The organism is Burkholderia sp. KCJ3K979 (genome assembly GCF_016759955.1).
In the GTDB taxonomy this organism is placed as follows: domain Bacteria; phylum Pseudomonadota; class Gammaproteobacteria; order Burkholderiales; family Burkholderiaceae; genus Burkholderia; species Burkholderia orbicola.
This window is the reverse complement of record NZ_JACFYV010000099.1, coordinates 1-22529: the sequence shown is the minus strand read 5'-3', so window position 1 is coordinate 22529 and position 22529 is coordinate 1. Positions and strand designations below refer to the sequence as shown.

22 protein-coding genes are annotated in these 22529 nt (G+C 67.7%); 15 read left to right on the top strand and 7 right to left on the bottom strand.

The annotated features are described in order from the left end of the window. Nucleotides 1-98: 98 nt before the first annotated feature. Nucleotides 99-980, top strand: a complete 882-nt coding sequence (locus H3O04_RS20695; RefSeq protein ID WP_011548218.1) for a Dyp-type peroxidase — start codon at nt 99-101, stop codon at nt 978-980. Nucleotides 981-1084: 104 nt separating this feature from the next. Here H3O04_RS20695 and H3O04_RS20690 read toward each other — a convergent pair whose 3' ends face one another. Together H3O04_RS20690 and H3O04_RS20685 are read right to left on the bottom strand one after the other, a co-directional pair. After that, on the bottom strand, nt 1085-1486 hold the full coding sequence (locus tag H3O04_RS20690) for an OsmC family protein (RefSeq protein WP_202588350.1): 402 nt from the start codon (nt 1484-1486) through the stop codon (nt 1085-1087). 97 nt (nt 1487-1583) lie between these two features. Continuing rightward, a complete protein-coding gene (locus tag H3O04_RS20685; RefSeq protein WP_011548216.1) occupies nt 1584-2507 on the bottom strand; it encodes a LysR family transcriptional regulator in 924 nt (307 codons plus the stop codon). Between the two features lie 495 nt (nt 2508-3002). Here H3O04_RS20685 and H3O04_RS20680 point away from each other — a divergent pair, with 495 nt between their 5' ends. The 6 genes from H3O04_RS20680 to H3O04_RS20655 all read left to right on the top strand — a co-directional run bounded on the left by H3O04_RS20680 (nt 3003) and on the right by H3O04_RS20655 (nt 9026). Further along, the gene (locus H3O04_RS20680; RefSeq protein WP_034196433.1) at nt 3003-4067 is read left to right on the top strand and encodes a helix-turn-helix domain-containing protein; all 1065 of its coding nucleotides are present in this window, start codon (nt 3003-3005) and stop codon (nt 4065-4067) included. Further along, on the top strand, nt 4016-5332 hold the full coding sequence (locus H3O04_RS20675) for an Nramp family divalent metal transporter (RefSeq protein WP_011548214.1): 1317 nt from the start codon (nt 4016-4018) through the stop codon (nt 5330-5332). Before H3O04_RS20680 ends, H3O04_RS20675 begins: the two co-directional genes overlap by 52 nt. Before the next feature lie 80 nt (nt 5333-5412). After that, on the top strand, nt 5413-6003 hold the full coding sequence (locus H3O04_RS20670) for a phosphatase PAP2 family protein (RefSeq protein WP_011548213.1): 591 nt from the start codon (nt 5413-5415) through the stop codon (nt 6001-6003). 472 nt (nt 6004-6475) lie between these two features. Beyond that, nucleotides 6476-7264 (top strand): SDR family oxidoreductase, encoded by a 789-nt coding sequence (locus H3O04_RS20665; RefSeq protein WP_011548212.1) that lies wholly within the window; start codon nt 6476-6478, stop codon nt 7262-7264. A 37-nt stretch (nt 7265-7301) separates the two neighbouring features. Next, nucleotides 7302-8318, top strand: coding sequence for an NADP-dependent oxidoreductase (locus H3O04_RS20660; RefSeq protein WP_011548211.1), 1017 nt, complete (start codon nt 7302-7304; stop codon nt 8316-8318). A gap of 195 nt (nt 8319-8513) precedes the next feature. Next, on the top strand, nt 8514-9026 hold the full coding sequence (locus tag H3O04_RS20655) for a hypothetical protein (protein ID WP_011548210.1): 513 nt from the start codon (nt 8514-8516) through the stop codon (nt 9024-9026). Between the two features lie 43 nt (nt 9027-9069). On the opposite strand, the gene H3O04_RS20650 is transcribed toward H3O04_RS20655, so the two are convergent. The 4 genes from H3O04_RS20650 to H3O04_RS20635 form a co-directional block, all read right to left on the bottom strand. Beyond that, the gene (locus H3O04_RS20650) at nt 9070-10122 is read right to left on the bottom strand and encodes an AI-2E family transporter (protein WP_012338503.1); all 1053 of its coding nucleotides are present in this window, start codon (nt 10120-10122) and stop codon (nt 9070-9072) included. A 235-nt stretch (nt 10123-10357) separates the two neighbouring features. Further along, nucleotides 10358-10942, bottom strand: a complete 585-nt coding sequence (locus H3O04_RS20645) for a BPSL1445 family SYLF domain-containing lipoprotein (protein WP_011548208.1) — start codon at nt 10940-10942, stop codon at nt 10358-10360. A 59-nt stretch (nt 10943-11001) separates the two neighbouring features. Then, nucleotides 11002-11388, bottom strand: a complete 387-nt coding sequence (locus tag H3O04_RS20640) for a DUF883 family protein (protein ID WP_011548207.1) — start codon at nt 11386-11388, stop codon at nt 11002-11004. 297 nt (nt 11389-11685) lie between these two features. Further along, the gene (locus H3O04_RS20635; protein ID WP_011548206.1) at nt 11686-13548 is read right to left on the bottom strand and encodes an ExeM/NucH family extracellular endonuclease; all 1863 of its coding nucleotides are present in this window, start codon (nt 13546-13548) and stop codon (nt 11686-11688) included. 206 nt (nt 13549-13754) lie between these two features. On the opposite strand from H3O04_RS20635, the gene H3O04_RS20630 reads away from it, so the two are divergent. The 8 genes from H3O04_RS20630 (at nt 13755) to H3O04_RS20595 (ending at nt 20813) form a co-directional block, all read left to right on the top strand. After that, on the top strand, nt 13755-14108 hold the full coding sequence (locus H3O04_RS20630) for a YciI family protein (protein ID WP_011548205.1): 354 nt from the start codon (nt 13755-13757) through the stop codon (nt 14106-14108). 125 nt (nt 14109-14233) lie between these two features. Then, nucleotides 14234-14653, top strand: coding sequence for a YciI family protein (locus tag H3O04_RS20625; protein WP_202588349.1), 420 nt, complete (start codon nt 14234-14236; stop codon nt 14651-14653). A 26-nt stretch (nt 14654-14679) separates the two neighbouring features. Then, complete coding sequence (locus tag H3O04_RS20620; protein WP_006479494.1) at nt 14680-15096, top strand: VOC family protein; 417 nt, start codon at nt 14680-14682, stop codon at nt 15094-15096. Then, complete coding sequence (locus H3O04_RS20615) at nt 15093-16361, top strand: RNA polymerase sigma factor (RefSeq protein WP_011548203.1); 1269 nt, start codon at nt 15093-15095, stop codon at nt 16359-16361. Before H3O04_RS20620 ends, H3O04_RS20615 begins: the two co-directional genes overlap by 4 nt. Nucleotides 16362-16636: 275 nt before the next feature. Continuing rightward, the gene (locus tag H3O04_RS20610) at nt 16637-17059 is read left to right on the top strand and encodes a rubrerythrin family protein (protein ID WP_006479492.1); all 423 of its coding nucleotides are present in this window, start codon (nt 16637-16639) and stop codon (nt 17057-17059) included. A gap of 128 nt (nt 17060-17187) precedes the next feature. Next, nucleotides 17188-18525, top strand: coding sequence for a heterodisulfide reductase-related iron-sulfur binding cluster (locus H3O04_RS20605; protein ID WP_202588348.1), 1338 nt, complete (start codon nt 17188-17190; stop codon nt 18523-18525). 29 nt (nt 18526-18554) lie between these two features. Further along, nucleotides 18555-19136, top strand: a complete 582-nt coding sequence (locus tag H3O04_RS20600) for a DUF3501 family protein (RefSeq protein ID WP_011548201.1) — start codon at nt 18555-18557, stop codon at nt 19134-19136. A gap of 735 nt (nt 19137-19871) precedes the next feature. Then, the gene (locus H3O04_RS20595) at nt 19872-20813 is read left to right on the top strand and encodes a transposase (protein WP_202588347.1); all 942 of its coding nucleotides are present in this window, start codon (nt 19872-19874) and stop codon (nt 20811-20813) included. 123 nt (nt 20814-20936) lie between these two features. Here H3O04_RS20595 and H3O04_RS20590 read toward each other — a convergent pair whose 3' ends face one another. Continuing rightward, a complete protein-coding gene (locus H3O04_RS20590) occupies nt 20937-22493 on the bottom strand; it encodes a mannose-1-phosphate guanylyltransferase/mannose-6-phosphate isomerase (RefSeq protein WP_202588346.1) in 1557 nt (518 codons plus the stop codon). Nucleotides 22494-22529: the final 36 nt, after the last annotated feature.

Sequence of the window (22529 nt, the reverse complement as noted above, 5' to 3'; positions counted from 1 at the left end):
GGCCGGGGGCCGGTGGGCGCATCGATTACACTTGCGCGTCCGCGGCGCGCGACAATGCGGCCCGCACAGATTCACTCCGAACCATTCCCGAGGAAACGATGAGCGACGTTCAGCAAGGCATCCTGGCTCCGATCGATACGGCAGCCCGATACCTCACTTTCACGATGTCGAATGACGGCAATATCGCCGCGGCGCTGGCCGCGCTGCGCGAGATCGTCGACGGACGCGACACGGTCGTCGGGTTCGGACACGCGCTGGCCGCCTGGCTCGGGCATTCGGTGCCGGGCCTGACCGAGTACCCGGCGTTCGCGGTGAACGACCGCACGCTGCCGAGGACGCCGGCCGACGTGTGGGTCTGGCTGCGCTCGGACGACCGCGGCGAGATCGTACTGCGCGCGCGGGAGATCGAACGCGCGCTCGCGCCGGCGTTCACGCTGCAGGAGGCCGTCGACGGCTTCCGCTATTCGAACGATCGCGACCTGTCCGGCTACGAGGACGGCACCGAGAACCCGGAAGGCGACGACGCGGTGGCCGCGGCGATCGTGACGGGGCAGGGCGCGGGGCTCGACGGCTCGAGCTTCGTCGCGGTGCAGCAGTGGGTACACGACTTCGACCAGATGGAGCGCATTCCGTCGGGCGAGATGGATCACATCATCGGGCGCCGCCGTTCGGACAACGAGGAACTCGACGACGCACCCGAATTCGCGCACGTGAAGCGCACCGCGCAGGAAAGCTTCGAGCCCGAGGCGTTCATGCTGCGCCGTTCGTCGCCGTGGTCGGACACGCGCCGCGCGGGCCTGTACTTCGTCGCGTTCGGCTGCTCGTTCCGCGCGTTCGACGTGCAGATGCGCCGGATGAGCGGCGCGGAAGACGGCATCGTCGACGGCCTGTTCCGCTTCACGCGGCCGCTGACGGGCGCGTATTTCTGGTGCCCGCCGATGAAGGACGGCAAGCTGGACCTCGCCGCGCTGGGACTGTAAGCGTCGGGCGGGATCGATGAACGGGCGGGTCGCGCCGGATGCGCGGCCCGCCCGTTTCGTTTTTCAAGCTTTCAAGTGGCAGTGCGTATGGCCTGCCGCGTGCGTCAGTTCAACGTCGTTTCGATCCGCGTGCCGCGCTTGATGAACTGCGTCACCGGGGTTTTCTCGCAGATTTCCGTGAGACGCTGGCGTTGCGCGTCGTCGAGCGGGCCGTCGAGCGTCACGACGCGGCGCACGTACTGCACGCCTTCGCGATCGGCATGCAGTTCGGTGCGCACCGCGATGCGCGCGGCCGGCCACGTCTTGCGCTGCATGTACATACGCAGCGTCGCGGCCGTGCATTGCGCGAGCCCGACGAGCACGAACTCGTACGGCGCCGGCCCGCGATCCTGGCCGCCTTCGCGCGGCGCTTCGTCGCCGGTCAGTGTGTGCGTGCCGGCCTGTAACTGGACGACGTAGTCGGGCGCATCGGCATCGAGGACGGCGGCGGCGTGGATGAGCGACATGGCGAGTCTCCGGTAAGCGGATCAGGGAAAGCGGGCGCCGGGTGGCGGCGTGCAGCCGTCAGCATACCGTCCCGGCCGCGCGGGCGTGCGCTGCGTGCTACGCGTCGGCGATGCCGGCGCTGCTGCGCACGAGCGTGGCGATGCGTTCGCGCACCCACTGATGTGCGCGATCGGTGTCGCGCGACTCGTGCCAGTACGCGAGCAGCGGGAACGGCTTGAGCCGCAGCGGCAGCGGCCGCACGACGATCGGCAGCAGCGCGGCCATGCGCAGCGCATAGGTGTGCGGCAGCGTGACGAGCAGGTTGCCGGCCGCGGCGATCTGGCAGGCGGCGAAATAGTGCTGGCAGGTGAGCCGGATGTCGCGGAAGCGTCCGTCGTTGCCGAGCAGGACGTCGAGCGATTGCGGCTCGCCGAGCGACGACACGGCGATATGCTGCGCCGCGAAATAGTCGCCGCGTCGCAGCGGGTCGTGCGCGAGCGGATGATCGCGGCGCAGCGCGACGACGAGCGAATCGTCGAGCAGGTGTTCGGTGGCGATGCGCGGGCCCGTCTGCACGCGACGGTCGACGACGAGATCGAGGTTGCCCGACGCGAGTTCGCGTTCGATGTCCGGTACCGCGATGCGGCGGCTGACGAGCCGCAGGCCCGGCGCTTCGTCGGCGAACGCGGCGACGATGCGCGGCAATGCGATGGATTCGAGCACGTCGCGAATGCCGACCGCGATACTCAGGTCGAGCGTCGCGGGATCGAAGGCGGACGGATCGCGCGCGGTACCTTGCAAGCCTTTCAGATGCAACTGCACGTCCGCGATGATCGACCGCGTGCGCTCGGTAGGCACCACACGGTTGCCCTGACGTACGAACAGCGGATCGTCGAAATGCGCGCGCAGCCGGTTGAGCGCATGCGTGACGGCCGGCTGCGTGAGATGCAGCGCACGGGCGGCCGCGCCGATGCCGCCGTGCACGTAGACGGCGTCGAGCACGCGAAACAGGTTCAGGTCGAGACGGTGATCGGCGGGCACGGAGCGCGGGCGGCGAGGTGAAGGACGGATCGATTCTAAAGGATGCGTGGGCAACCGATGCGCCGGTTGGTATGCGTGGCGATCGTGCGCGTTCGATGCGTGTCGATGCGTGTCGATGCCGTTCGCGCCAATACGCGAGCATCCGTTTGACCGATGCGCAACGCAATCGAACACGCATGTCATTACGCATGACGGCCGCAATAATCGGCCGCATCGCCTATGCATTTCCGTGCCGGCATACCAGCGGCGCACGCCAGCCTGTAGTAATCCGCCATCATGCTGTCCCGGTCGGCCATTTCGCGCCAAAGGCGCTACCCGTTCGGCTAAGATGCCGTCGCTTCATATTTCGGGATAGCCGTCCTGTCGCACGCATTCAAACCAAATATAAGCCTGACAGTTCGACGGTATTAGAAGAAGTCGAACGAGTCGGGGGCTTGGCCAGTGAATGCAGCAGATCAGCGGTGGGTCGTTATCTATTTGAGTACGGGGTTTTCGTTGGCCCAGGCCGCGCGCCTCGGCGAAGCCTTCAACCTGGCGAATCGCCTGCATGCGTACAGCGCGGATTACCAGCTCAAGTACGTATCCGAAAGCGGGGGACTGTTGCAGTCGTCGTCCGGCGTGCGCATCGCGGCCGAGCCGTTCGGCGACGAACATAGCCGCCGTGCGCGCGCGTTCTTTCATCTTCATGGCGAGCGCGCGGCCGTCAATTGGGACGACGCATTGCAGCGGCGCCTGTCCGACATTCGCCAGCATGCGCGCTGGATCGTCGATGCGATGGAGTTGCCCGCGCTCGCCGCCACGCGGCGGCCGTCGTCGTCAATCGACGTGCGGCCCGGCCGGGCCGGGCGCCGCGCCACCACGACGATCGAATTGCAGGCCGGCGAGACCGACGTGTTCGCCGCCGCGCTCGACATGTTTCGCGTCGACCTCGGCGACGGCGCCGCGCAGGAGATCGCCAGCAACATGATGCGGCCGGTCGAGCAGCGCTACGCGCAGTCGATGTGGGCGTTTCGCGAACTGAGCGCGAGCCCGTCGATCCGGATGTCCGCGCAGCGGTTGCGTGCGCAGAGCGTGAACCGCATCTCGATCGCGAACGCCGCGCAGGCGGCCGCGATGAGCGAGCGCAATTTCCTGCGGCGCTTCAAGAAGGAAATCGGCGTGACGCCGACCGAGTTCGTCCAGCACGTGCGGCTCGAGCGGGCGTGCCACATGCTGATCCATACGACGCTGCCGGCCGACAAGGTCGCGCGGCGCACCGGCTTCGGCAGCGGCGAGCGGCTCGCGAAGCTGTTTCGTCAGCGGCTGTTGATGTCGCCGACCGAATTTCGCGTCGCCGAGCGGGAAAAGATCCTCGCGCACGGCGCGGCGTCGCCCGATCCTGACGAACGGCTTGCCGCCGCGTGTTGCGACGGCGACGGGGCGGATTGCGACGCCTGCGTGGCCGCGCGCGGGAAAACGGGACGGATACCCGTAAAATCGACGGATCGCGATCTCGATTCCCGGTTTCCATGCCCTTCCTCCCCACTACCGCCACCGCCCCTTTCTGCCCGTCGGAAGTAAAGGGCAGCATCACGATCGACGCCGCCGCGCCGCGCTGGCAGAAGCTCAGGCGTTTCTTCGGCCCCGGCCTGCTGGTCGCGATCGGCTACATGGACCCCGGCAACTGGGCGACGGATATCCAGGCCGGCTCGCAGTTCGGCTATTCGCTGCTGTGGGTCGTCGCGTTCTCGAGCCTTGCGGCGATCTTCCTGCAGATGCTCGCGGCGCGGCTCGGCCTCGTCGCGGGCAAGGATCTCGCCCAGGCGAGCTACGAGCGCTACGGCCGGTTCGGCCGCGTCGTGCAGTGGATCACCGCCGAAGTGTCGATCATCGCGTGCGACATCGCGGAGGTGCTCGGTTGCGCGCTCGCGTTCAAGCTGCTGCTCGGCGTGCCGCTCGCGTGGGGCGTCGTGCTCACCGCGCTCGACACGGTGATCGTGCTCGGCCTGCAGGGCAAGGGCTTCCGGCAGATCGAGGCGATCGTGCTCGGGCTGATCGCGACGATGGCGTTCTGCTTCGTCGCGCAGGTGGCGATCACGCCGCCCGACTGGCATGCGGTGGTGGGCGGCCTCGTGCCGGGCGACCCGGGCCACGACCGCAAGGATGCGATCGTGCTCGCGCTCGGCATCGTCGGCGCGACGATCATGCCGCACAACCTGTACCTGCATTCGTCGGTCGTGCAGACGCGGCACGTCGTCGGCGGCGCGCGCGGGGTGATCCGCGACACGCTGGCGCTCGTGCGCATCGATACCTGCGTGTCGCTGTTCGTCGCGATGCTCGTCAATGCGGCGATCCTCGTCGTCGCGGGCGCGGCATTCCATGCGACGGGCCAGCACAACGTGACCGACATCGAGCAGGCGTACCGGCTGATCACACCGATCGCGGGCGGCGCGGCCGCGCTGTTGTTCGGCATCGCGCTGCTCGCGTCGGGGCAAAGCTCGACGCTGACCGGCACGATCGCCGGCCAGGTCATCATGGACGGCTTCCTGCATACGAAGATCCCGTGCTACCAGCGCCGGCTGATCACGCGCGGGCTCGCGCTCGTGCCGGCGCTGATCGGCGTGCTGTGGCTCGGCGACGGCTCGGTCGGGCAACTGCTCGTGTGGAGCCAGGTGCTGCTGAGCCTGCAGTTGCCGTTCGCGATGTGGCCGCTGATCCGCTCGGTCAGCGATCGGCGCACGATGGGCGAGCACGCGATCGGGCGCGGGATGCAGGTGGCCGCGTGGGCGCTGTTCGCCGTGATCACCGGCACGAACCTGCTGTTGATTACCGGTGTCGCGGGCTGATACAGCCTGTCACAGGCTGACACAGGCATGCTGCGTGCCTGCGGTAAACTGCGGTCTTTCGATCGTCTCCGAAGTCCATCATGTGGAGTGAAATCAGCAACATCGGCGATGCCGCGCTGACCCTGCCGATCGCGGTGACCTGCGCGGCGTGGCTCGCGCTGACCGACTGGCGCCTCGCCGCCCGCTGGGGCGTGCTGCTGGCCGCCGGGATGGGCGTCGTCGGCGCCACGAAGATCCTGTATGCCGGCTGCGGCATCGAGCTTGCGCGGTTCGATTTCCGTGTGATCAGCGGCCATACGATGCTGTCGACGTCCGTATGGACGGTCGCGCTGTCGATGCTGTGGCAGGCGTTCCGGCCCGGCAAGGCGCCCGGCGTCGCGGCCGGGCTGGCCATCGGCGCGATCACGGCCGTTGCCCGCGTATTCGATCACTCGCACACCGTGCCGGAAGTCGTCATCGGCTGGCTGCTCGGCGCGCTGGTCGCGCTGGTGTTCCTGCGCGGCTACGACGGCGTGCGGCAGCGCGCGTTCTCGCCGCGCGTCGCCGCGGTCTGCCTGCTGCTCGTGTCGGGCATCGCGTACGGGCACCGCGCGCCGTTCCAGCAGATGATCGACACGCATTCGCCGCAGCTCTGCGCGTTCGTGCGGGCGCCGTCGGGCGAAGGCTTCTGACTGGTGCCGATGGCGGGTGCTCCGGCACCGCCTTCCTGCCGCCGGCATTCGGTCCGGTGTTTTCCGGCCGGCGCACGATGGCAAGTCGGTTCATCTTCCCCCAGGGCGTTCTCTTCCGTGCGGGACGCCACACTTCCGTTATCCCGATAATCGATTCGTCTGCCCGTTCATCCGACTGGTCGCGCCGGCCTCTTTGCGCACCGTCGCCGGTACGCGCAAGTCATGAATGAGGTCTATGACCGGGCATAACGAATATTCATTTCATCGATTGGCGGCATTCGCGTACGCTGGCTGTCGTTCAACCGCGGGCAAGGCTGTGCGGCCGGTTCCGCGCGCGTCGCATTCATCTCGATATACTCGCGGAAAACCCGTGCGATGCGTCGCCATGCCGGCGCACGTCGGCTGGAAGATGCACGGGAAACCCCGTCGCGGCAGCGTTCCGCGACGACGATTCACGACAGGAGCAGGTCACATGACAATCCTTTCTCCGCGCCTCGCGGGCAAGTGCGCATACATCACGGGCGCCGCGGGCGGCCTCGGCCGCGCGATCGCGCGCCGCATGGTCGAGCAGGGCGCGCGCGTGTTCGTGACCGACATCGCGGAAGCGGCGGTGCTCGACGCGTTCGCGCAGGAACTCAACGCAGGTCACGCGACGCCGGTCGCGTTCGCCGCGACCCAGGACGTGCGCGACGAAGCCCGCTGGCAGGCGCTGCTCGCGCAGGCGACCGATGCGATGGGCGGCCTGTCGGTGCTCGTCAACAACGCGGGCGTCGGCTCGATCGGTTCGCCCGCGCAAATCGAGCTGGACGAATGGCGGCGCGTGATGGCGATCAACGTCGAAAGCATCGTGCTCGGCTGCAAGCATGCGCTGTCGTATCTGGCCGAGAGCTATCCCGCGTCGATCATCAACATCTCGTCGGTCGCCGCGTTCAAGGTCGAGCCGGATTTCACCGCGTACAACGCATCGAAGGCGGCGGTCGCGTCGCTGACGAAGTCGGTCGCGATCGACTGTGCGCGCCGCGAGATCGACGTGCGCTGCAATTCGATTCACCCGGCGTTCATTCGCACGGGGATCGTCGAGCCGCTGTTCCAGTCGCTCGGCGAACGCGACGCGACCCGCAAGCTCGCGCGCGGCATTCCGCTGCGCCGGCTCGGCGAGCCGGACGACGTCGCGCATGCGGCCGTGTATCTCGCGTCCGACGAGAGCCGCTTCGTGACGGCCGCCGAACTCGTGATCGACGGCGGCATGTGCGCGGTCTGACGCGTATCCCGAACCACAACGATTGGAGGAGAACATCATGTCGACACCCGTGAACCGCCAGCTGCTGCTGAAGACGCGCCCGGAAGGGCGGGTCGGCCGCGACCATTTTTCGCTCGTCGAGACGCCGGTACCGGCGCTCGCCGACGGCGAGGTACTCGTGCGCGTGCTGTATCTGTCGATGGACCCGACCAACCGCGTATGGATGAGCGACGTGCCGCAGTACTTGCCGCCCGTCGCGATCGGCGAGGTGATGCGCGCGCTCGGGATCGGCCGCGTGGTCGCGTCGCGCCATGCGGGTTTCGCGGAAGGCGATCTCGTGCAGGGGCTGGTCGGCTGGCAGGACTACGCGGTCGTGCCGGCCGAGCAGGTCGCGCAACTCGTGAAGCTGCCCGCGCAGTCGGGCCTGCCGCTGCCCACGCTGCTCGGCGCGTGCGGGATGAGCGGGCTGACCGCGTACTACGGGCTGACCGACATCGCGCCGGTGCAGCCGGGCGAAACGCTCGTCGTGTCGGCGGCGGCCGGCTCGGTCGGCTCGATCGCCGGGCAGATCGGCAAGATCCACGGCGCGCGGGTGGTCGGCATCGCGGGCGGTGCGGACAAGTGCCGCTACCTGACCGAGACGCTCGGCTTCGACGCGGCCGTCGACTACAAGGCCGACGATTTCCGCCAGCAACTGAAGGCGGCGACGCCGGACGGCGTGCACGTGAACTTCGAGAACGTCGGCGGCGAGGTGATGCGCGCGGTGCTGTCGCGGATGGTGATCGGCGGGCGTGTCGCGCTGTGCGGCGTGATCTCGAACTACAACAGCGGCCGCGCGGCCGACGACGTCGGCGTGCTGATCTCGAAGCGGCTGACGATGCGCGGCTTCCTGATCCTCGACTACCGCAAGAGCCGCGAAGCCGTGCAGACGCTCGCGGGCTGGCTGCGCGACGGCCGGCTCAAGGCCGAGGAGACCGTGGCCGACGGTCTCGAAAACGCGCCGGACGTGTTGAATCGCCTGTTCGACGGCGACCATCGCGGCAAGCTCGTGTTGCGTGTCGATCCGGACGCGTGACGGGCGTGTCACGCCTGTCGGATCGGGCCGCGGGCGCGGATCGACCGCGCTGAGTTCGATCAACCCGGCTGCAGTTTAGGACTTGTCCCATATATTGTCCGAGCCGCTCTCCCTACAGTGATTGCCAGCACACAGGCGGCGTGACGACGCGTCACGCCGCCTGTTTTTCTGGTGACGCGGCAGAGGGGAGGGAACATGCGGAACAACGCGAAGCGATCGGCATCGGTAACGGCAATGAGCGCCGGGGCCGTGCGGAAGAGGGTGTTCGGGCTCGGTATCGTGCTCGCGATGTCGATTGCCATGTCGAGCGCGATGGCGGCCGGACAGCCCGCATCGGATGGCGTCGTGCGGTTCACCGGCTCGCTCGTCGATCTGTACGACGTGACGCTCGATGCTCCGGTGGGCGCGCTCGTTGACGCGGGACAGGCGGCCGATGGCGGGGCAACGGCCACGGTCCGGTTCGATGCGCATGGCCGGCGTTTGCCGGGTGCGCAGGTCGCGCTGGTGAAGCCCGACGGTGCGGCGTTCGCGCCGGATGACGGCACGGCGGTGCGTGCCACGTGGCGCGATGCGCACACCGAGCGAAGTATGCCGCTGGCGCCGGGCCGGGTTCATCGCGTCGGCCCGTATGGCGGCGTGATGACGGTCGCGGCGGATGAAGCAACGGGCGCCGTGGCGCCCGTCGTGATTCATATCCGTCATCCTTGACCCGCTCTCCGCACGCGTGCGGTTCGCCGGCGGCCGGAGGGCGTCATTCGCCCTGTTCGGAGCGTGCGTAGATGTCCCAACTGGCCATGAACAGCGCGGCGACGAGCGGCCCGATCACGAAGCCGTTGATGCCGAACAGCGCCATCCCGCCGAGCGTCGAGATCAATACGACCCAGTCGGGCATCTTCGTGTCCTTGCCGACGAGGATCGGGCGCAGTAGGTTATCGACGAGGCCGATCACGCCGACGCAGAACGCGACGAGGATCACGCACTTCCAGACCGCACCGATCATCAGGAAGTAGAGCGCGGCCGGCACCCAGACGAGGCTCGCGCCGATCGCCGGCAGCAGCGACAGGAACGCCATCAGCGCACCCCACAGCACCACGCCCTCGATCCCGAGGATCCAGAAGATCAACCCGCCGAGCGCGCCTTGCACGAGCGCGACCGCGATGTTGCCCTTCACCGTCGCGCGCACGACCGTCGTGAATTTCGCGAGCAGCAGGTTCTTGTGCTCTTCGTCGAGCGGCAGCGCACGGCGCACGCGGCGGCCGATCTCGCCGCCGTCGCGCAGCAGGAAGAACACCATGTACAGCATCACGCCGAAGCTCACGACGAACTGGAACGTGTTCTGGCCGATGCTGAGCGCCTGGGTGGCCGCGAACTGGCTGATCTGCGCGGCGCCGTCGGTCAGCTTCTTCTGGATGCCCGGGATGTTGGTCAACCCGTATTTCTGCAGCAGGTTCTGGATCGACGTCGGCAGCGCGTGAATGATGTCGTGGAAGTACTGCGAATAATTCGGCTGCGCGTCCTTGAGCTCCTGGTACACGTAGGCGATTTCCTGCACGAGCGTGGCCGTGACGAACACGAGCGGCAGGATCACGATCAGGATGATGAGCGACATCGTGACGAGCGCGGCCAGGTTGCGCCGCTTGCCGAAGCGCGCGGCGAGCCAGCGTTGCACGGGCTGGAACAGGATCGCGAGAATGGTGCCCCAGAAGACGGCGCCGGAAAACGGCGCGAGGATCCAGCACAGTCCGACGGTGACCGCGAACAGCAGGAAGTAGAAGAATTTTTGGTGGTCTTGTCCGCTATCCATGAGTGGCATTCGCGCAGATTGATGCGTGGTTGGATTGAATCTCGTTGTCCCGCGCGCGATCGGTTCGCGAACGTCACGGGTTCGCGGCGCAACGCGCCGCCGGGCGGCCCATGCGGAGTATGCCCGCAAAGGTGCCGCCATCATAGCCGCTGCGAGAGACGCATGCGAAAACGCCGCGGCCGGGGCCGCGGCGCTGCCGGGAAGCGAACGCGGCGCGAGGCCGCGTGCCGCATCGTCAGATGTTGAGCTTGGTGACCTTCGTGCCGTTCACCGACAGGTCGCCCATCAGGCCCGCGTTGGTCAGGACCAGCACTTCCACCGGTGCGGTAGCCGTGTTGGAGTCGACCGCGCCGTTCGCGCCGACCTTCACGACCGCGACCGACGCGTCGGCGCCGGCCGACCAGCCGTCCGACTTGCGGAACGAGTCGAGCGCATCCTGCGTCATGAACAGGAACACGACCGCCTTCGACTGCGCGCCGGCCTGCAGGCCGACCGACAGCGACGACGTGTTGTAGTAGCCGACGGTGCTGCCGCCGACGCGCAGCGCGCCGTTGCCGGACTGGGCGCCGACGATGAAGCCGGCCTGCAGCACATTCGGGAACACGAGGACGCCGCGTGCTTTCGAGACGAGGTCGCGCGAACCCGGTACCGTCGAATATAGGCGCGACAGCGTTGCGTTCACGCTGGCGTCGATCGACTGGCGCTTCGACGCGCTGGCCGCGGCGCTATCGGGTTTGCCGGGCGTGGTCGTGCAGCCGGCGAGGGCGAGGCTGCCGAGCATCACGGCGGCGGCGGCTTTCATGGCGAGGGACTTCTGCATGGCGGTTCTCCTTCGTTGTCTGATGGATGACGGGCGGGCGGCGGTGCACGCCGCCCCGTTCAACGGCGGGAAAGGAGCAGGCCCGCAACGAACGCAAGGCCCGCGACGACGCCGGCGGTTTGCCACGGGTTCTCGTGCACGACCTGCGATACGCGCTCGGCCGAATCGCGCAGCCGGGCGGCCGCGCTGCCCGACGCATAGTCGAGCGCGCCGCGCGCTTCATCGAGCCGGGATTGCACGCGCTTGCGCAGCGCGGCGATATCGCCATCGCCATCGTTTTTCAGCAGATCTTCCAGTTCGTCGACCAGCCCGCGCAGATCGTCGGTCACGTCGGCATGCAGGTCGCGGGCAGCCGCGCGCGTCGTGCGGCCCACGCGCCGGCCGGTGCGACGAATATCGGACAGGCCGCGGTCCAGCTTGTGTTCGATCGAGTCGGTAAGCGCCATGGTGTTTATCCTCCTTTGATTCCAGGCAATTTGAAGATAAGACGAATCCCAGCAACTGATGTGATTCACTTGATCCGATTGAGTTTCGAGACAAATTTTCAATTCGTCGGCAGGATCGCCGGGAAGCCCCGCCGCACGGGGCGGCGCAGCGGTTGAAAAAATTTCGCGTTTCGCGGCGATACAGCGTGTCGAGCAGCGGGTCGCAGTGAAGGTCCGGTAAATATGGCGTCGCCAGGGGCGTCAGGTAAATAGTGCCATTGCAGGTTGGACGCTGATGCAAATGCACTACTCGACGCGTCATCGATGCGCACGATTTGTGCCCGGTGCCGGTTGCGTGGCGGCGTCGTCCAGCGCGACGTCGATGACGACGGGATCGTGGTCCGACGAGCGGTAGGCGTCGGGTGCGTAATAAGCCGATCGTTGCGCGGACGTTTTGTAATCGGGCACGGGTTGCAAGACCACCGGTTCGTCCGCGTTGATGTGCCAGAACCGCACGGCCTTCACGCGCGCGGCGAGCGCCGGCGTGGCAAGCGCATGGTCGAGATTGCCGGCTTCGCCGCGAAATACGTAGCTGTACGCAGCATCGCCGACGAAGCGCACAACCAGGTTCGCGTAGCCGCGCGCTTCGAGCGTGCGAAGCGGGTCTTCCTTCGCATAACTGTTCAGATCGCCGATCAGCAGCACGCCGTCGGCCGCGATGCCCGTCGGCGAGGTGGCGAGCCAGTCGGCGACGCGTGCGGCCGCCCGCGTGCGCGCCGCGTTCCAGCAGCCCTGGCCGTCGGACTGGTCGAGATTGGCGCCGCTCGCATGCGGGCAGTTCTTCGACTTCAGGTGATTGACCGCGACGGTGAACGTGCGTGTGCCGTCGATGCGCCGGAACGTCTGCGCGAGCGGCGGGCGGTGGCGGCCGCCGAGTGCGACGGTGACGGCGCGCCCGACCGGCTCGACCGTGCGGCTGTCGTACAGCAGCGCGACCGCGATCGCGTCGCGGCCCAGCCGCGCCGTGCCGGGATCGACCGCGCGCCAGCCGTCGCCGAGTTGCGCGGCGAGCCGACGGATGGCGCTCGTGTCGCCGTGGCCGTTGTTCGCGATTTCCATCAGCCCGATCACGTCGGCGCGCAGCGCGCGCAACGACGCGACGATCTTCGCTTCCTGCCGCGCGAACGCGGCGGGCGTTTTCGCGCCGCGGTTGCCCGGCGCGTCGAATCCGCCGCCATGGCCGTCGCCGTTGAAATAATTGAAGACATTGAACGACACGATGCGCACGTCGGCATCAGGATGTCGGGCCGGTGGCGCGGGACGCGGGTTCGCCGCGGCATCGAACACGGGCGCCGCGCCGGCCACCGGTTGCAGCCGCCATGCGCCGTAGCGCCATTCGAGCACGCCTTCGACGCCGCGTACGGTGGTGCCCGCGCGCAGCGTGTTGGCGGCGCTTAGCGCGGGCGGCGGATAGCGGACGGTCGCCGGGTCGCGGCGGCTCGAGCCGTCGTCGAGCACGATGCGGTTCAGTGCGTTGGCCGCGGCCTGCGCGGCAGCGTCGGCCGGCGGCGCGACCTGGGTCGGCACGCGCAGCCGGCCGTTGCTCAGCACGATGCTGCCGTAGCGACCGAGTGCGTAGGTATCGCTGACCGTCAGCGTTTGCGGCAGGCGTACGCGCATGGCTTCGTGCGCGGCCAGGACGGCAAGCGACGCGACGGGCAGCGTGAGCGTCGCCGGTGTGACCGTCTGCCCGCGTGCGCAAACGGCCATGCGGCTCGTCAGCGTGAATTGCGTCCGGCCGTATTTCTCGTCGACCTTGCCGGTCAGATGCACGAGGTCGCCGGGCGTCGCGCGCGTGTTCGGTGCGTAGACGAACAACCCTTCCGGGACGCCCGGCCGGCGCTGCCGCTGCGCGTCGGCCTGCTGGACGAAGAAGCCGCCCAGGCCGTCGGCGCCGCCGAACGCCGCGGTGACGACCGCTTCGATCGACGTCGTTTGCCCGGCGAGCGGCGACGGCCCGCCGCCGCGCCGGAGCTCGGCAATCGCCGTGGCCGCACCGCCGCAGCCGCTGCTGACCGGCAGTGCAGCGGCGGCGGCCGGCGGGGCGAGGAGCGCCACGGACAGCACGGCGGACAACACCACGAACAGCGCAACGGCAGAGAGGGGAAGCGGGCGTGACATGAGACGGTCCACAGGATGAAAATCCGACAGTTCGGGACCGCATCTTGAAGGCAAAATGTCAGGCTGCGGCCGAAATGGCCGTCCGGCCAGTGCCGGTTGGCCAACGATGCGGCAAGCCGCTCGGCGGCTGTTACGCTTTCGCACCGGGCGTCGTGTGCCGCTCGCCCGGCGCATGTCGCCGCGCCCCGTCCCCACAGGAGAAATCCATGTCTTACATGCTGTTGATTGTCGAACCGACCGAACAGCGCGCCGAGCGCACGCTCGACGAAGGCCAGGCGCTTTATGCGCGGATGGTCGATTTCGCCGAGTCGCTGAAGGCGCGCGGCGTGCTGCGCGGCGTCGAGTCGCTGGAGCGGTCCGAACGCGGCACGCGCGTGCAGGTGCGCGACGGCGAGACGCGGCTGCTCGACGGCCCGTTCGCCGAGGCGAAGGAGATGGTCGGCGGCTTCTTCCTCGTCGACGTCCCCACGCGCGAAGAAGCGATCGAGATCGCGCGCCAGTGCCCGGCCGCGCAATGGTGCACGGTCGAGGTGCGCGCGGTCGGCCCGTGCTTCCTGTGAACGTCGCGACTCGGTATTTACCCTGATTTGTCGTGGCGCGTGTCGATCCGGCCGTCTTTCGTCCGTCGTCCGGATAAGGCGCCGCGGAACGGGCGCCGCCTTCCACCGACGACAAGGAGTAAACGATGCGATTCATGATCATGATCCGGGCGAACGCCGTCAGCGAATCCGACGCGTTGCCGGACAACCGGCTGGTCGAGGCCATGATGGTCTATCACGAGGAACTGGCGAAGGCCGGCGTGCTGCTCGACGCCAACGGCCTGAGGCCGAGCGCCCACGGCTGGCGGGTGCGCTACACCGGCGGCAAGGGCACGGTGATCGACGGCCCGTTCGCCGAAACGAAGGAACTGATCGCCGGCTATACGCTGATCCAGGTGCGCTCGCGCGACGAGGCGCTCGAATGGACGCGCCGGTTCCCCGCGCCGTTCGGCGCCGAGCTCGATTGCGAGATCGAGGTGCGGCCGCTGTTCGAGCTCGACGACCTCACGCCGAGCGACGCGGTCGAGCGGTTCCGCGATCTCCACGTCGGCCGCAGCCACGCCTGAATCCAACCTCACCGGGAGCACCCGTCATGCACAAGATGGTTTTCATCAACCTGCCGGTAGCCGACCTGCCGCGCGCGAAGACGTTCTACCAGGCGCTCGGCTTCGAGGTCGTGCCGGCCTATACCAACGAGCAGGCCGCGTGCATCCAGATCAGCGACACGATCTTCGCGATGCTGCTCGTGCGGCCGTTTTTCCAGACCTTCACCGACAAGACCATCATCGATCCGGCGACGCACATCCAGGTGCTGTCGTGCCTGTCGTGCGACAGCCGCGCCGAAGTCGACACGCTCGTCGCGAAGGCGCTGGCGGCCGGCGGGGCCGCGCCGCAGGCGCCGCGCGAGTACCCGAACATGTACGGCCACGGGTTCACCGATCCGGACGGCCATACGTGGGAGCTGATGGCCATGCCGCTGGATGCGTCGGCCCAGGGGCAGGCGTCGTGACGCATGAGGCGACGCATCGTGCGATCGAAGCGGTCTGGCGAATCGAGGCGCCGAAAATCATCGCGCGGGCCGCGCGGGTGGTGCGCGACGTCGGCGTGGCCGAGGAACTGGCGCAGGACACGCTCGTCGCGGCGCTCGAGCACTGGCCCGTCGACGGCGTGCCCGACAACCCGGCCGCCTGGCTGATGACGGCCGTGAAGCGGCGCGCGCTCGACCGGGTCCGGCAGGAGTCGCTTCATGCGGCGAAGCGCGACCAGCTCGGCCACGAGATGGACGCGCTCGAGGCGCACGTCGTCCCCGACATCGCGGACGCGATCGCCGATGCGGGCGACGACGACATCGGCGACGACCTGCTGCGGCTGATCTTCACGTCGTGCCACCCGGTGCTGTCGACCGACGCGCGCGTCGCGCTGACGCTGCGGCTGCTCGGCGGGCTGACGACGGGCGAGATCGCGCGCGCATTCCTGACGCCGGAGCCGACGATCGCGCAGCGGATCGTGCGCGCGAAGCGCACGCTCGCGGCGGCGCACGTGCCGTTCGAGGTGCCAGCGGCCGATGCGCGGCCGGCGCGGCTCGCGTCCGTGCTCGAAGTGATCTACCTCGTGTTCAACGAAGGCCATGCGGCGACTGCCGGCGACGACTGGATGCGTCCGGCGCTGTGCGACGAGGCGTTGCGCCTCGGCCGCGTGCTGGCCGGGCTGGCGCCGGACGAAAGCGAAGTGCTCGGGCTCGTCGCGCTGATGGAACTGCAGGCGTCGCGCATGCATGCCCGCGTCGACGCGCAAGGCCGGCCCGTGCTGCTGCTCGACCAGGACCGCAGCCGCTGGGATCCGTTGCTGATCCGGCGCGGCCTCGCGGCGCTGGAGCGGGCGACGAAGCTCGGCGGCGTGCGCGGGCCGTATGCGCTGCAGGCCGCGCTCGCCGCGTGCCATGCGCGTGCGCGACAGGCGGCGGACACGGACTGGGCGCAGATCGTCGCGCTGTATGACGCGCTCGCCGAAGTCGCGCCGTCGCCGGTCGTCGAACTCAATCGCGCGGTGGCGGTGGGGATGGCGTTCGGGCCGGCCGCGGCGCTCGAACTCGTCGACGTGCTGCGCGACGATCCGGCGCTCGCGCGCTATCACTGGCTGCCGAGCGTGCGCGGCGATCTGCTCGCGAAGCTCGGCCGTGCCGACGAGGCGAAGCTGGAGTTCCGCCGCGCGGCGGAGTTGACGCGCAACGAACGTGAGCGCGAGTTGCTGCTCAAGCGTGCGATGGATGCGTGACGCGCTGCCGTATGACGCATTCTCTATGACGCACGACGCACGACGCACGACGCACGACGCACGACGCACGACGACCGCGCCCAGTCCATCTTCCCGACCGTCCGCCCACCGCCCGCGCAGCACACTATCGCCCGCATTGAAAAAGCCTATTGGGGGATGCGAACTTGAGCGCCTAGATTGAAGAGCACGATGCGCGCCCGGCGCATGCATCGTTCCCCACATATCTGATCGGCCCGGCGTCGCACGCGGCCGCGCCGACTCGAACGGAGGCGCAAATGGCTCAGCTCAAGGGCAGCAAAACCGAAGAGAACCTGAAGGCCGCATTCGCGGGCGAATCGCAGGCGAATCGGCGCTATCTGTATTTCGCTTCGAAGGCCGACGTCGAGGGGCAGAACGACGTCGCCGCGCTGTTCCGCTCGACCGCCGAAGGCGAAACCGGCCATGCGCACGGCCATCTCGAATACCTGGAAACCGTCGGCGATCCGGCCACGGGCTTGCCGTTCGGTTCGTCGCGGCTGAATCTCGAATCGGCGATCGCCGGCGAGACGCACGAATACACCGACATGTATCCGGGCATGGCGAAGACCGCGCGCGACGAAGGTTTCGACGAAATCGCGAACTGGTTCGAGACGCTCGCGAAGGCCGAACGCAGCCACGCGAACCGCTACACGAAGGCGCTGGACAGTCTCGTCGACTGACGGCAGGCCGCCGCGCGGGCCGCCCGGCGGCGCCGCGCGACCGGCACGCGGCCGGCTGTTCGTTCCGTCGCCGCCCGCACCGTGCGGGCGGTGCGCTTGCGCACATGCGCGCCACGCGGGAGCGCCCTATGCCCCACAAGGAAGGCAGTCTCGAAGCGCCGACCCGGCATCCGCTCGACTGGCAGTCCGAAGCGTTCTACGACCAGACGGCGATCGATGCGGAAATGACGCGCGTATTCGACATTTGCGCCGGCTGCCGGCGCTGCGTGTCGTTGTGCGGCGCGTTCCCGGCGCTGTTCGACCTGGTCGACGACACGCCGATGGGCGACGTCGAGGAAGTGCCGAAGGCCGCGTTCGGCAAGGTCGTCGACCAGTGCTATCTGTGCGATCTCTGCTACATGACGAAATGTCCGTACGTGCCGCCGCACGCATGGAACGTCGATTTCCCGCACCTGATGCTGCGCGCCAAGGCCGCGCGCTACAAACGCGGCGAAGCGCCGCTGCGCGACAAGGTGCTGTCGAATACCGATGCGCTCGGCTATTTCGCGGGCATTCCGGTCGTCACGCAGGCGGTCAATGCGGTGAACCGCACGCCGCCCGCGCGCCACGCGCTCGAAGCGGCGCTCGGTGTCGATCGCCATGCGTGGCTGCCGGAATTCGCGCCGCGCACGTTCCGGCGCGCCGCCACGCGCTCGGACGACCCGCCCGTGCGCGACGGCGAACGCACGCCCGGCAAGGTCGCGATCTACGCGACCTGCTACGTGAATTTCAACGAGCCGGGGATCGGCCACGACCTGCTCGCGATCCTCGCGCACAACGAGATCCCGTACGAACTCGTCACGCGCGAAGCGTGCTGCGGGATGCCGCTGCTCGAGCAAGGCAATCTCGAGGGCGTCGCCGCGAAGCAGGCCGTCAACATCCCGGTGCTCGAGCGCTACGCGCGCGAAGGCTATGCGCTGATCGGCGCGATTCCGAGCTGCGTGCTGATGTACAAGAGCGAGCTGCCGCTGATGTTCCCCGGCGACGCAGCCGTGCGCGCGGTGGCCGACGCGTTCTGGGACCCGTTCGAATACGTGATCGCGCGGCATCGCGACGGGTTGCTGAAGACCGATTTCAAGACCGGCCTCGGCACCGTGTCGTATCACGTGCCGTGCCATGCGCGCGTGCAGAACATCGGCCGCAAGACGGCCGATGCGTTGTCGCTCGTGCCCGATACGCGCGTGAACGTCGTCGAGCGTTGCTCGGGCCACGCGGGCACGTTCGGCGTGAAGAAGGCATTTCACGCGGACGCGATGCGGATCGGCGCGCCGGTGTTCAAGGCGATGGCCGAGCCACGGCCGGATGTCGTGTCGTCCGACTGCGCGCTCGCCGGGCATCACATCGTGCAGGGCATCGACGAGAACGGGCTGCCGCAAGCGCCGCTCGCGCATCCGCTGACGCTGCTGCGTCGTGCGTACGGCATCTGAGCCGCTGCCGGCCATTCATGAGGACGTCCATGACGCTGACCCGCGACTCCCTGCTGACGCTCGAAGCGTACGCGAAGATCCGCAAGGCCGAACACGCGCGGCTCGTCGCGTACAAGCGCCGCCGCGCGGTGGCGCTCGGCAACCACCTGCGTTTCCTGTTCGAGGACGAGACGACGATCCGCTATCAGATCCACGAGATGCTGCACATCGAGAAGATCTTCGACGAAGCCGGCATCGAAGGGGAGCTGGAAGCGTATCTGCCGCTGGTGCCCGACGGCACCAACCTGAAGGCGACGATGCAGATCGAGTACGAGCACGAGATCGAACGGCGCGCGGCGCTCGCGCGGCTGATCGGTGTCGAGGATCGCGTGTACCTGCAGGTCGACGGATACGCGAGCGTCTACGCGATCGCCGACGAGGATCTCGAGCGCGACAACGCGGAGAAAACCTCGGCCGTGCACTTCGTCCGCTTCGAGTTCGATGCCCCGATGCGCGCGGCGCTCAAGGGCGGGGCGGCGCTGTCGATCGGCTGCGATCACCCGGCCTACACGATGCCGCCGCAGCGCGTGGACGCGGACGTGGCCGCATCGCTGGCTGGCGATCTGCGCTAGCGCCACGGTCGCCGCCGTCGCGTGCCCGTGCACGCCGGTCTGTGCTTTTCCGTTCCGACCCGAAGAAAGCAGCGCCTCACGCTCTGCGGCGCGGCCGCGTGGCGCTCGCCGCGAAGTTGTAACAAGCGTGACGGATTTGCATGCGGGGACACATTGGGCACGCTGCGTCAGCGTGTTTTCATCAATCGCAGAGAAACAATAAAGAGATTGTGCATGAAGATAATTTGATTCAGCTCAATTTGAACGATTTACCGATTCGTGAATATCTTGTTACGAATTTTCCCCTGATTTACCGATTTTCGGAGGCTATTCCGGGTGGTGTCGCCGGCAGGGGCCGGACCAGCCCGAAACCGCCTGTTTAAGCGCATTCTTCAGACGCTGCGGAGCCCCGCTGGACGGGCTTTTGCAGCCATCGGCATAAAGATCTCGCAAAAAAATTCAAGCATAAATGGTTTGCCCGCCCATGGCAGGTTGTTTCAGTGCGTAACATTAAGTCATTGTCATATTGAGATAAACCCTAGGGATGGTATGCTTCGTGCACAAAAATTCCCACATTGGAGTGAGACCGCGATGTGTGCGCCATTGCCGGGAATCGCGGCACCGAGAAAGTGCGGTGTCGCCCGGTATGCACAACGCCGGATAACCATAATGTGCAACCTGGCCGCCCCGCGACGCGAAGTGTCGCGACGGCGCCGCCAATCGCAGCCCCGGCCTGGCTGCGTGGAGAGATCGACTATGTTCTTCGATGAGCTTAACGATGAAGAGTGGTTTCGCCTTTCAGCGCTGATCGCCGATGAACCCATCCGGCTGAACCGTCGTGGGCGTCCACGCGCCGAACCGCGTGTCGTCGCCAACGCGGTGCTGTGGATCCTGACGACCGGGGAAGCCTGGTCAAAGCTGCCCGGCCGCTATCCGTCCGGGCCGACGTGCCGTCGTCGCTACGAGGAGTGGCTCGCGAACGGCACGCTGCTGAAGATGATCGACGTGCTGACCCAGTTCAGCGGGCGCACGTTCGCGTATATTCCGCCGCCGCCGGAGGCGGTCGTGCCGGCTCGCCGTGCGGAACCGGTGCCCGACAACGACCGTCTGCGTGGCGTGTTCTGGCAGAACCCCGAGTCGTGGCAATTGCCGGTTGCGCAGGCAAACGTTTGGGAGGGCGAAGGTGCGTCGTTGAGCACGATGTCGGCCGACCAGGTGGACGGCCGCGCCGACGTGTCGTTCGCGGTGCCCGGCGCGCCGGCCGCGGAGCTGCGCCATGCGCGCGCGTCGGCGACGAGCTTCGCCGCGGCCGAGCCGCAGGTCGACGAGTATCGCGGCTATACGATCAGCGGCATCGCGCAGCCCGTGCAGAACCTGATGTATCGCGCGTGGGCCGAGATCTCGCAGGACGACCGGCGCGTCGAACGCTCGGGCCTGATCGGCCCGCGCTTCACCGACGCCGAGGCAGCCGAGCAGTACGCGCTCGAGTGGGCGCGCCAGTGGATCGATCGCCACGGTGCGAGCGATGCCCCGGCGCGCGAGCCGCAAGGCGAGGTGCTGGCCGGTTTGTCGGCGCTGGCGCGCGCGGAATCGGACATCAAGCGCTTCATCGCCGAGCGTCGCGCGGGCGTGTTGTCGGAAAGCCGCAACGATCCCGTGCAGTCGGAGCGTCGCGAATACGCGTACCGCGTGGGCTGATCGCCGCTGCCGTGCAACGCGCGGGCCGTCGTGTGCCACGACGCCCGCGCGGAAGTTCGGTGTCTCCATGTCTGCCTTGCCCGGGCGCCGCTGTATAAGCGGCGCCCTTTGTTGCATGACGCGTTACTGCCGACCGTAGGTATCGTCGAAGCGGACGATGTCGTCCTCGCCGAGATACGCGCCCGACTGCACTTCGATCAGCTCGAGCGGCATCTTGCCCGGGTTCTCCAGGCGGTGCGAGACGCCGAGCGGAATGTACGTCGATTCGTTTTCGGACAGCAGGAACGTTTCGTCACCGCGCGTGATGCGTGCCGTGCCGCGCACGACGATCCAGTGTTCGGCGCGGTGATGGTGCATCTGCAGCGACAGTTGCGCGCCCGGCTTCACGACGATGCGTTTCACCTGGAAGCGCTCGCCGGTGTCGACCGAGTCGTAGTGGCCCCACGGACGATGTACCTTGCGGTGATCGGTCGCTTCGGTGCCTTGTCGCGCCTTGATGTGCCCGACGATCTTCTTCACGTCCTGCACGCGCGATTTATCCGCGACGAGCACGGCGTCGGGCGTTTCGACGACGACCAGGTTTTGCGTGCCGACGCAGGCGACGAGCCGGCTTTCCGAATGCGCGAACGTCGAGTCGGCGCCTTCGAACAGCACGTGGCCGCGGCCGACGTTGCCGCTCTCGTCCTTCGGCGAGATCTGCCAGATCGCGTCCCACGAGCCGACGTCGGACCAGCCCGCATCGAGCGGCACGACGACGCTTTCGCACAGTTGCGGCTGGCTCGCGAGCGGCTCCATCACCGCGTAGTCGATCGAGTTCGACGGCGACGCGGCGAATGCGTCGCGATCGACGCGGAAGAAATCGCCGTCTTCCTTGCCCTGTGCGACGGCCTGTTCGCAGGCCGCGTAAATTGCTGGTTCGAGCTGCCGGATCGCGTTCAGCCACACCGACGCGCGCACGATGAAGATGCCGCTGTTCCACCAGTATTCGCCCGACGCGACGTACTGCTGCGCGAGCTCGAGGTGCGGCTTCTCGACGAAACGGTCAAGGCGGCGCACGTCGAGGGTGCCCGTTCCGGCGTCGCCGAGCGGTGCGCCGACGCGAATGTAGCCGTAGCCGGTTTCCGCGTGCTTGGGCACGATGCCCATCGTCGCGATCTTGCCTTGCGCCGCGCAGTGCACGCCGGCCGCGACGGCCGCGTGAAAGCGCGGCAGGTCGGCGACCGCATGGTCGGCCGGCATCACGGTCATCACCGCGTCGTTGCCGTTCGCGACGAGCCGCAACGCGGCGAGCGTCAGCGCCGGCGCGGTGTCGCGGCCGAGCGGCTCGAGCATGATGGTCGCGTTCCTGGCCGTCAGGCGCAGCTGTTCGGCGGTCGTGAAGCGATGATCCTCGCCGCATACGATCAGCACGTCGTCGTTCAGCGGGTAGTCGGCCGTCAGGCCGTCGAGGCGCAGCGCGGTGGATTGCAGCAGCGAGTGATCGCCGAGCAGTCCGATCAGCTGTTTCGGAAAACGCTCGCGCGACATCGGCCACAGGCGCGTGCCGGAACCGCCGGCGAGAATCACGGGCTGCACGGCGAGACGTGTGCCGACGGCGGGCATACCGGCAACGGGTGTGCCAGCTGCGGGTGCGGCGGAAGAAGAATGGCGCGTTTCGGCGACCACTGCCGGAGCATTCATGATGACACTCTCCACGGTTGAAGTCAGTGCCTGTCG

What these genes read in the sequence shown, in the direction of transcription:
- H3O04_RS20675 (WP_011548214.1), top strand. Translation starts at nt 4,016, where the DNA reads ATGCCCTTCCTCCCCACTACCGCCACCGCCCCTTTCTGCCCGTCGGAA.
- H3O04_RS20625 (WP_202588349.1), top strand. Translation starts at nt 14,234, where the DNA reads ATGCGATTCATGATCATGATCCGGGCGAACGCCGTCAGCGAATCCGAC.
- H3O04_RS20590 (WP_202588346.1), bottom strand. Translation starts at nt 22,493, where the DNA reads ATGAATGCTCCGGCAGTGGTCGCCGAAACGCGCCATTCTTCTTCCGCC.
- H3O04_RS20695 (WP_011548218.1), top strand. Translation starts at nt 99, where the DNA reads ATGAGCGACGTTCAGCAAGGCATCCTGGCTCCGATCGATACGGCAGCC.
- H3O04_RS20610 (WP_006479492.1), top strand. Translation starts at nt 16,637, where the DNA reads ATGGCTCAGCTCAAGGGCAGCAAAACCGAAGAGAACCTGAAGGCCGCA.
- H3O04_RS20660 (WP_011548211.1), top strand. Translation starts at nt 7,302, where the DNA reads ATGTCGACACCCGTGAACCGCCAGCTGCTGCTGAAGACGCGCCCGGAA.
- H3O04_RS20600 (WP_011548201.1), top strand. Translation starts at nt 18,555, where the DNA reads ATGACGCTGACCCGCGACTCCCTGCTGACGCTCGAAGCGTACGCGAAG.
- H3O04_RS20690 (WP_202588350.1), bottom strand. Translation starts at nt 1,486, where the DNA reads ATGTCGCTCATCCACGCCGCCGCCGTCCTCGATGCCGATGCGCCCGAC.
- H3O04_RS20670 (WP_011548213.1), top strand. Translation starts at nt 5,413, where the DNA reads ATGTGGAGTGAAATCAGCAACATCGGCGATGCCGCGCTGACCCTGCCG.
- H3O04_RS20595 (WP_202588347.1), top strand. Translation starts at nt 19,872, where the DNA reads ATGTTCTTCGATGAGCTTAACGATGAAGAGTGGTTTCGCCTTTCAGCG.
- H3O04_RS20630 (WP_011548205.1), top strand. Translation starts at nt 13,755, where the DNA reads ATGTCTTACATGCTGTTGATTGTCGAACCGACCGAACAGCGCGCCGAG.
- H3O04_RS20605 (WP_202588348.1), top strand. Translation starts at nt 17,188, where the DNA reads ATGCCCCACAAGGAAGGCAGTCTCGAAGCGCCGACCCGGCATCCGCTC.
- H3O04_RS20620 (WP_006479494.1), top strand. Translation starts at nt 14,680, where the DNA reads ATGCACAAGATGGTTTTCATCAACCTGCCGGTAGCCGACCTGCCGCGC.
- H3O04_RS20640 (WP_011548207.1), bottom strand. Translation starts at nt 11,388, where the DNA reads ATGGCGCTTACCGACTCGATCGAACACAAGCTGGACCGCGGCCTGTCC.
- H3O04_RS20665 (WP_011548212.1), top strand. Translation starts at nt 6,476, where the DNA reads ATGACAATCCTTTCTCCGCGCCTCGCGGGCAAGTGCGCATACATCACG.
- H3O04_RS20635 (WP_011548206.1), bottom strand. Translation starts at nt 13,548, where the DNA reads ATGTCACGCCCGCTTCCCCTCTCTGCCGTTGCGCTGTTCGTGGTGTTG.
- H3O04_RS20650 (WP_012338503.1), bottom strand. Translation starts at nt 10,122, where the DNA reads ATGGATAGCGGACAAGACCACCAAAAATTCTTCTACTTCCTGCTGTTC.
- H3O04_RS20645 (WP_011548208.1), bottom strand. Translation starts at nt 10,942, where the DNA reads ATGCAGAAGTCCCTCGCCATGAAAGCCGCCGCCGCCGTGATGCTCGGC.
- H3O04_RS20655 (WP_011548210.1), top strand. Translation starts at nt 8,514, where the DNA reads ATGCGGAACAACGCGAAGCGATCGGCATCGGTAACGGCAATGAGCGCC.